The 9,111-nt window shown below is 45.0% G+C and carries 4 protein-coding genes; all 4 read right to left on the bottom strand.

All coding sequences use genetic code 11. The annotated features are described in order from the left end of the window. Nucleotides 1-1,989: NADP-dependent isocitrate dehydrogenase (locus VIM91_RS09380; RefSeq protein WP_331864565.1), on the bottom strand; the 1,989-nt coding region annotated here is incomplete at its 3' end. A 98-nt stretch (nt 1,990-2,087) separates the two neighbouring features. After that, nucleotides 2,088-2,999, bottom strand: a complete 912-nt coding sequence (locus tag VIM91_RS09375) for a PleD family two-component system response regulator (RefSeq protein WP_331864564.1) — start codon at nt 2,997-2,999, stop codon at nt 2,088-2,090. Further along, complete coding sequence (locus tag VIM91_RS09370; protein WP_331864563.1) at nt 2,986-7,926, bottom strand: PAS domain-containing protein; 4,941 nt, start codon at nt 7,924-7,926, stop codon at nt 2,986-2,988. The genes VIM91_RS09375 and VIM91_RS09370 overlap by 14 nt, the downstream gene beginning before the upstream one ends. 124 nt (nt 7,927-8,050) lie before the next feature. Then, entirely contained in the window at nt 8,051-8,989 is a 939-nt protein-coding gene (locus VIM91_RS09365; RefSeq protein ID WP_331864562.1) for a homoserine kinase, read from the bottom strand. Nucleotides 8,990-9,111 lie beyond the last annotated feature (122 nt).

The raw sequence follows: 9,111 nt of genomic DNA, 5'->3' as shown, positions 1-9,111 counted from the left end.
GAAATGACTACCACGGTTATCCAGCTCACCGAGTTTACGCCCTGGTGACTTGTCATTATCCAAAAACTGACTGGTGGCTTGGTTAAGTGTCTCTACCAACACCTTAGCTTTTGGATCCTGTGTTTGATTCGCTAAATGCTCGATCGACACTGACAAAGCCAAAAACTCACCCAGTGAATCCCAACGTAAAAAGTTCTCTTGCACCAATTGTTGAACATGTTTTGGCGCTGAGCCACCCGCTCCAGTTTCAAATAAGCCACCGCCAGCCAACAACGGCACTATCGACAGCATTTTTGCGCTGGTTCCCAGCTCCAAAATAGGGAATAAATCCGTTAAATAATCACGCAATACATTACCTGTGACAGAGATGGTATCCAAACCTTTTTTAGCGCGTTCTAAGGTCACTTCAATCGCTTCTTCCGGTGCTAGAATTTGAATATCTAAACCATCAGTATCAAAGTTTGGTAAAGCGGCTTCCACTTTTTTAATTAAATTCGCATCATGCGCACGTGCTGAATCCAGCCAGAAGATCGCCGGTGTGTCAGTTAAACGAGCGCGTTCTACAGCGAGGCGCACCCAGTCTTGAATCGCCACGTCTTTGGTTTGGCACATACGCCAAATATCACCCGTATCCACATCGTGCTGCATAACAACCCGTCCGGCTTCGTTGATGACTTTAACCAGGCCTGGTGCTTTAATTTCAAACGTTTTATCGTGCGAGCCATATTCTTCGGCTTTTTGTGCCATCAAGCCAACGTTAGGAACCGTGCCCATCGTAGCCGGGTCAAACGCACCGTGCTGTTTACAAAATTCGATGGTCTTTTGATAAATACCCGCATAGCAACGATCTGGAATCATGGCTTTCATGTCGTGCAGCTCGCCATCCGCGCCCCACATTTTGCCTGACGAGCGAATTGCCGCCGGCATCGAAGCATCGATAATAATATCGCTGGGTACATGTAAGTTAGTGATGCCCTTATCCGAATCCACCATGGCTAAATTAGGCTGGTTTGCATAAACCGCTTGAATGTCGGCTTCAATGGCTAAGCGCTCAATGTCCGGCAGGGTGCGTACTTTGTTTAGCAGATCACCCAAACCATTTTTGGTATCCACGCCCAATTTTTTAAAGGTATCCGCGTGTTTTTCAAACACCTCTTGATAATAAACTTCAACGGCATGACCAAACATAATCGGGTCCGACACTTTCATCATGGTGGCTTTTAAGTGCAAGGACAACAACACGCCTTGTTGTTTTGCATCCGCAATCTGTTCAGCAAAGAATTTACGCAACGCTTTGACGTTCATCACCGATGCATCAATCACTTCACCGGCTAACAAAGGTGTACTGGCTTTTAGAACCGTTACCTCACCTTCGCGAGAATGATGTTCAATCCGCACCGTGGTTGGCTTATCCGCAACCAGAGATTTTTCAGTCCCGTAAAAGTCCTGCGCGTGCATATGAGCGACATGTGATTTTGAATCTTTCGACCAGGCACCCATGAAGTGCGGGTGTTTTTTGGCATATTCTTTAACGGGTAAAGCCACTCGACGATCCGAGTTACCTTCACGTAACACCGGATTCACCGCCGAACCTAACACTTTGGCGTAACGTGCTTTGATGTCTTTTTCTTGTTCAGTTTTTGGTTCAGCTGGGTAATCGGGTAAGGCGTAACCTTGCGATTGCAGTTCTTTAATCGCACTGGTTAATTGCGGAATCGAGGCACTGATATTCGGTAATTTGATAATATTGGCTTGAGGCGTTTTTGCCAATTCACCCAGCTCTGCCAACGCATCGGCTTGTTGCTGTTCGGGGGTCAAAAAATCAGCAAACAAAGCTAAAATTCGACCGGCCAAAGAAATATCCCGTGTTTCGACTTTCAGCCCGGCGGGGCGCGTAAAGGCGCGAATAATCGGCAAAAGTGAATAGGTGGCTAAGGCAGGCGCTTCGTCTGTGTGGGTATAAATCAAAGTTGGGCCATTTGCGCTCATCGAATTTCCTTTGGTTGAATCGTTTAAGTTTGCTTATTCTAACCGAAACCGCTTAAGCGCCCAAGCCTAAAGCACCAGGCCTGGTGATGTATGTAAGCTTATCCGACCACAACTTGGTTTCGACCTTGGTGTTTGGCTTGATAAAGCGCGGCATCGGCGCGTTTAAGCAATTCGTTCACTTGGTCTTGGTCAGCGACTACACTTGTGGCAATACCGACGCTAATGGTGACGTGATCTTCTACACCAGAAAACTCATGCTTTATACCCAAGTCGGACACGGCTTGATGCAGCTCATTCGCGACCTGTATGGCACCTTCTATCGGCGTTTCAGGCAAGATCACAGCAAACTCTTCTCCCCCATAACGTGCTAATAAATCATTGGGGCGTTTGATTACCTGCCGCATACAGCGGGCAACTTGAACCAAACATTCATCACCTAAACCGTGGCCATAATTATCGTTATAAGCTTTAAAAAAATCGACATCGATCATAATCACTGAGGTGGGTTGTGGGGCGCGTTGCGTTCGGCGCAGCTCCTTGGTCATAAACTCGTCAAAATGACGCCGATTTGCAATATGCGTTAAACCATCGATGTGCGACAGCTCTTCTAACAAATCGGTTTTCAATTTAAGACTCAAATGATTGCGCACTCGCGCTTTCACAATAGGCAAATGAAAAGGCTTGGTGATGTAATCAACCGCCCCCAAATTCAAACCGCGCTCCTCTTCATCCACCTCATTCAGTGAAGTGACAAATATCACCGGGATACCGCTGGTTTTAGAGTTCGACTTAAGTTCGCGACAAACTTCATAGCCGTCCATGTCGGGCATCATAATATCCAACAAAACCAGGTCAGGTGGGTTATCCGAATTAGCTATATCAATCGCTTTTTGCCCATTGGTCGCCACTTTGATTCGATACTCGTCTTGCAAAGCATTCGCTAACACTTGGATGTTAGAGGTCATATCATCCACAATGAGCACACTATGTTGCGATTCAGTTTCGTTCATTCATACCATCCTTTAAGCGGCTTGATGCTGAGTTCAGTTGCGATGAGAGTGAGGTCAATAGCTGCTCTGCATGAGTGAAATCAAAACTCTGCAAGGCTTGCTCAAGTGCCAATTGATCTCTTGTCAAAGCCGCCGGTAAACAGCTAAAAAATGCCGTGAGGGTTTCGCTACTGATATATTCACTCGCCTGAACCGAAGTTTGCAGACTCGGTAAGAGGGCGCGGGCTTTTTCTAAATCAACTTTAGCGCGCTTCTCGATGGGCAAACGATCTTTAGTTGCTAACCAAGCTTGAATCGATTTTTGAGCTCGCCGTATCACACTATCCAATGCTTTAATGGTACGAGCTTGCGCAGGTTGGCGTTGCTTAACTAAACCATCAATACGAGTCGCTAATTCCGCCAAATCTTGCGCCCCCAAGTTAGACGCCACCCCTTTGAGCCCATGAGCCAAGGTTTCGGCTTGTGTCCAAAGCGCATCATCGTCATGCTGCTGTAAACTTTTTAAGAGCCTTGGAAGCTGCACGAACTCATGACCTAACTGATCGGCAAATTGCGTTAATAAGCGCTCATATAAACCTTGATTGCCTTGCAGTTGTGCCAAACCTTTCGCCAGGTTAAAACCATCAATTTTTTGTAGCGATAAGCTGGGCACCATTGAGTGTTCAAGCGTCGGTACATCAACCAACCATTGACTTAATGTTTGATAAAGTTGCCCACTATCAATGGGTTTACCCAAATGCGCGTTCATACCCGATGCCAGTGCTTTGGTGCGGTCTTCTATCATGGCCGCGGCCGTTAAGGCAATAATTGGGGTAGTTTGATCAAACTCACGAATAGCTCGAGTTGATTGATAACCATCCATAACCGGCATTTGAATATCCATTAAAATCGCATCAAAATGCTGTTTTTTCGCCAAGTCTAATGCTTGTTGGCCATTCTGAGCGACCTGAACATTCAGCCCCATATTTTGTAGCATGTTTAACGCAATTTCTTGGTTGATAATATTGTCTTCGACTAACAAAACTTCGCCTGACAGGTGCTTTTTTTGGATAGATAACTGCACCATGCTCTGACTCAGTACTCGAACCTGCTCTTCCGAACAGACATCCAACGGCATCGAAAAATAAAAACAACTGCCTTTGTCGGGCTGACTATCAATAATAATACCTGGACTGCCCATTGCTTGCGCTATTCGCTGACTAATCACCAAGCCTAACCCAGAACCCCCATGTTGACGAGTAATGGTATTATCCGCCTGACTAAACGGCTTAAACAAATTAGCTTGTTGAACGGGCGTCATGCCCACGCCGGTATCAATCACGCTAAACTTTAACCAGGCCTGGTTAGCCTTTAATACATGTCCAATATCATCGCGCTCAATTTTTAATCGCACCTCACCTTGCTGAGTAAATTTAATCGCGTTACTAATTAAATTCATCAGAATCTGGCGTAAACGTAGTTCATCGCCATTATAAGCTTGCGCTAAGCCGTCTTGCACATCCCAGACTAAGTGCAAGCCTTTTAACTTTGCCGCATCGCTGAATAGACTACTCAACTGATCCAAGATGCCATCAAACCAAAAAGGTTGAGACTCTATATTCAAATGACCTGACTCGATTTTGGAAAAGTCCAAAATATCATTCAACACGCCTAATAAAGAACGTCCAGACTGTAAAATTTTATTAAGCTGATTGCGTGTAACCCCGCTAATATCTTCATTTAACGCCAATTCACTTAAACCCAAAATCGCGTTCATCGGTGTGCGAATTTCGTGACTCATATTCGCCAAAAATTCAGATTTCGCTCGGTCTGCAGCTTCAGCTTGCTGACGAGCCAACTTAATCGCGGCTTCCGCTTCTAACTGTTCGGTAATATCAAACCCAACTGACTGATAGTGCGTGACCTTGCCCTTTTCATCAAAAAAAGCACGATGATGCCAACGCACTGAGCGAATCGCTCCGTCTTTGCGATACAAAGTGCACACAAAATTTTGCGAAGGTTGATCGAGTGTGCAGTTTTGTAGACTTTGCCAAGCAATTGGTTGCTGCTCGTGTGTTAAAAACTTAATCCACACCATCTCTTTCATGCTGTCGGGCGTAAGGCCAAAAAAATCCGCCAATGCTTTATTCACAAAGATTAAACGCGCATCCGGTAAATAACGGCTAATGTAATAAGGGTGACTTTCGACTATATCTTGATACTGACTTTGACTGAGTTTCAGTTTGGTTTCAATTTCAACATGCTGCGTAATATCTTGCATCGTACCGTTTGAGCGCAGGATTTCTCCGCTCGAACTGTATTCATGTTCGCCAATTTCACGAACCCATTTCTCACGTCCATCCGACATTAACAAGCGGTGAACCACTTCGTATTTTTTTTGCTCTTTAATCGAACCTTGATAAGCTCGCTCAAAAATGTCTCGATCATCGGGATGCACACATCCCACAAAAAACTCATAACTGGGTTCGAACGATTGCGGTACCAACTCTAAAATATGGAAAATCTCATCAGACCAAGCTAACCGATTATCACTTAAGTCGAGCTCCCAACTGCCAATTTTGGCAATTTCTTGTGCCTTATTTAGGCGTTTTTGACTCTTTAATAAACGCTGCTGGTTTTGTTTTCGTTCGGTCACATCTTGACTGAAACCATACCAAACTACACTGTTATCTTCCTGTTTAGCTGGAGTGGCTTGCCCTTCTACCCAAATTTGGCGATTCGATAAACACACACGAAACTCTTGCTGCCATTTAGTTAGGTTGCGTCTGGACGCTTCAATACTCGCTTTTATACGATCAACATCATCTGGGTGAATTTTTTGTAATACTGGAAGGGCATCATCCGCTACTTCTTCAGGTTCAAGCTCATAAAGATCGCGGATACCGGGACTAGCAAACGGGAAAACCATCCGCCCATCTTCATAAATCACAAACTGATAAATCATACCAGGCACATTTTTGGCTATGTGCTTTAAGCGTTGCTTCTCTTGGTATTGTTTATCTACATCGGTATGGGTTCCCACCACGCGCTGTGGCTGACCGTCCGCATCTCGCTTAATTACACGTCCGCGATCTAGAATCCACTTATAATGCCCATCTTTGCATAACATTCGATGTGTATTTTCATAAAAGTCGGTTAACCCGTCTAAATGCCTCTGCAAATGCAGAAGTACAGTTTGCCGGTCATCAGGATGAATCCGACTTTCCCACTCAGATAAGTCATCCGAAATTTCCGATACGTCATAGCCCAGCATCTGTTTCCACTTAGTGGAGAAATAGACTTTATTAGTGCGAGCATCCCAATCCCACACACCTTGATCGGTGCCTTCTAATACCGAACGCCAACGCTCTTCACTTTGCTGAAGCGTCTTTTCGATTTGCTTTCGCTCGCTGATATCATTATCCACGCCCCGATAGCCGACCACCTGACCTTCATCGTCAAATATAGCCAAACCGCTGGAGTTCAGCCAAACGCAATGGCCATTCTTATGCACCGCGATATTTTCAAACTCATTAACCGAGTTACCGGCATGCAAATCATGCAAGGTAGCTTCTTTGAACTCGGCTCGACCTTCTTCTGGGTGCAGATCATAGTAATGTAGCTTGCCAATTAACTCTTCTGGTTGATAGCCTAATAACTTTTCAACGGTTGGGCTAATATAGGTATAAAGCCCATTTCGATCGATTTCCCAAATAACATGGCCCGACTGACTCACGACCGAAGCATAACGTTGTTGGATATCCTGCAGCTGCTGTTTGGTTTCAATTTGCTCTGTTTGATCAATCACGTAGCTATAAAGTTTTTCGACGCCATTTTTAGCATCGTATTCGGCCCGCGTGTAACTGTATAGCCAATGCTGTATGCCTTGCTTGTCTTTGACCCGAAAATGCTGCTCCCAATTGGTCTGGTGTTGCCCAATAAATCTCGATACTTCTTGCTGAACCTGTGCTCGATCATCCTCGTGCACCAGGTTTAACAAACCAAAATCAGCTTGCATAAAATCTTGCGCCGTAAAACCCAACATGGTCTCTATATTGTCAGACACAAACTCAACCGGCCAATCGCCGCGTGCTTGCCAAATTAATACCGACAACGGGCCACTTACGAACAAGTCACGTTCGGTTTTAAGATGCGCGCGCTGGTGCATCAACCTTGTGCTCCAATCTTGATAGACAGCCGCAACCAAATCTTTTTGGTGCAAAATGCCGCTGATCTGTTGTTGCGCATTCACCACCACTAAACGTTTAATTTGTTTGCTACGACTCACCACCAAGGCTTCGGCTAACGTCATACTTTCAGGAAAGGTAATGAGAGGGGCGGTCATGGCTTGCTGTACTGTTTGATCCAAATCAGAGGATTGATCTAACAAACGAATAATGTCGCGCTGGGTAATAATGCCAATCGGTTTATGCGTTTGATCTTGGACAACTGCGGCCGATTGACCTTGTTGGTTCAAGCGTATAAACACCGATTTAATGGATTCATCAGGTGCCACGCTTAACACTTGAGTTAAGCGTACCAAATCACCAATTAATTGGGTCTGAGTTAAGGTTTCCGCATCTAAACACGACGCTAAATCACTGTAGCTGACCACCCCGGCTAACACTTGGTTTGCATCGACAAGACATAAATGCTCATTTGGGTGATTTTGAATTGCGATTAACCCGTCTAACACGCTGTCATCAGGCGATAATTGTGGCACTGTGTTTAAGTGTGTTTTGGCCAACGGGGTATCGAACGAAATCGACATGACCTGAAACTGAATTAACTCTTTTGCCGTCAGAATTCGCAAGCCGGCTGGACCGGTTACAATCACATCACGAATTTGATGTTCATGCATTAAGTGCAACGCCTGTTGAATGCTCTGGTCTTCAGCAATAGTAACCACATTCTGCGTAGCGACTTGCGATAATTTAGGAAAAAGCACCGAGCCCCCTTTTGACCATCAAATTAGTAACCATTGAACTATCTAAGCATTTTAATCAGATTCTTAGAAGGGCGCGGGGGTTTTTAACAGACAATGCCAAAAATTATCAATAATATCAGGGAGCTTAAACTTTTTGATTCGTGGTTTTACGATGTGAAATTAACAAGCTTTTAAACACTTTCGGATCTTTAATCATGGTGATTTCACCTTCACGCGGAATGAGCTGATCTTTTAAACGCGACAACCAAAATCTTAATGCCGCCATACGCAAAGCGGCCGGCCAGGCCTGGTGCTCACCAGCCGTTAGTTCACGCTCTAGTTGATAGGCTTGCAAACTGGCCTGGAGCTTAGTCTCATCCAAACTATGATCTGGTTTACGGCACCAATCATTGACCATGACCGCCAAGTCATACAAACAAGCGCCGTGACAAGCGTAATACAAGTCGATAATGCCGGTTAATTTTTCACCGTCAAACATCGCGTTATCGGTAAATAAATCGGCATGAATCACACTTTGAGGCAAATGTGCCCAATCAACCGATTCTTGAAAAGCCAATTCGCTCCCAACTAACACTTGATCTTCCGGAGCCATCAGGTGCTGAATTTGATTGACCAAATCACGCGCCCAATCTAAGCCACGGTCATTCGCACGATAAAAACCAAATTCCCCACCAGCCTTATGAAACTTAGCGAGGTTATAAGCCATCACTTCGCAATGCACCAGGCCTGGTTGTTCCAGCGTGCGACCAGCCAAGCGTTCAACTAAGGCCGCGGGTTTATTCGCCAAGGTTTTAAGATATCGACCCTGTTTATCAGGCATGGGATGCGCGGTGGGAATATCGTGTTCGGCCATAAAGGCCATAATATTAAGAAAGTAGCCGAGTTCATCCGGCGTGTGATGTTCAAAAATGGTAAGAACAAATCGACCTTTGGTGGTGTCGACAAAATAGTTGGTATTTTCAATGCCTGCACTGATGCCTTCAAACTGCACCAATTCGCCCAAATCATAGTCTTGTAGAAAAAGGCTTAAGTCCGCCGAGTCTATTAGGGTATAAACAGACATAAAAATCGATTCCAACGTTTAGAAAATTGGGCTGATTTTACCACAAGGCAAGCCTGTTAAGCAGGCGGATTAAAATTGCAATCACACAAATAAAAAAGCCCGCTTAAAAGCGGGCTTTAGTG

This window comes from Thiomicrospira sp. (assembly GCF_036568485.1).
In the GTDB taxonomy this organism is placed as follows: Bacteria; Pseudomonadota; Gammaproteobacteria; order Thiomicrospirales; family Thiomicrospiraceae; genus Thiomicrospira.
The sequence above is the reverse complement of the archived record's forward strand: the minus strand, read 5'-3'. Positions and strand labels throughout refer to the sequence as shown.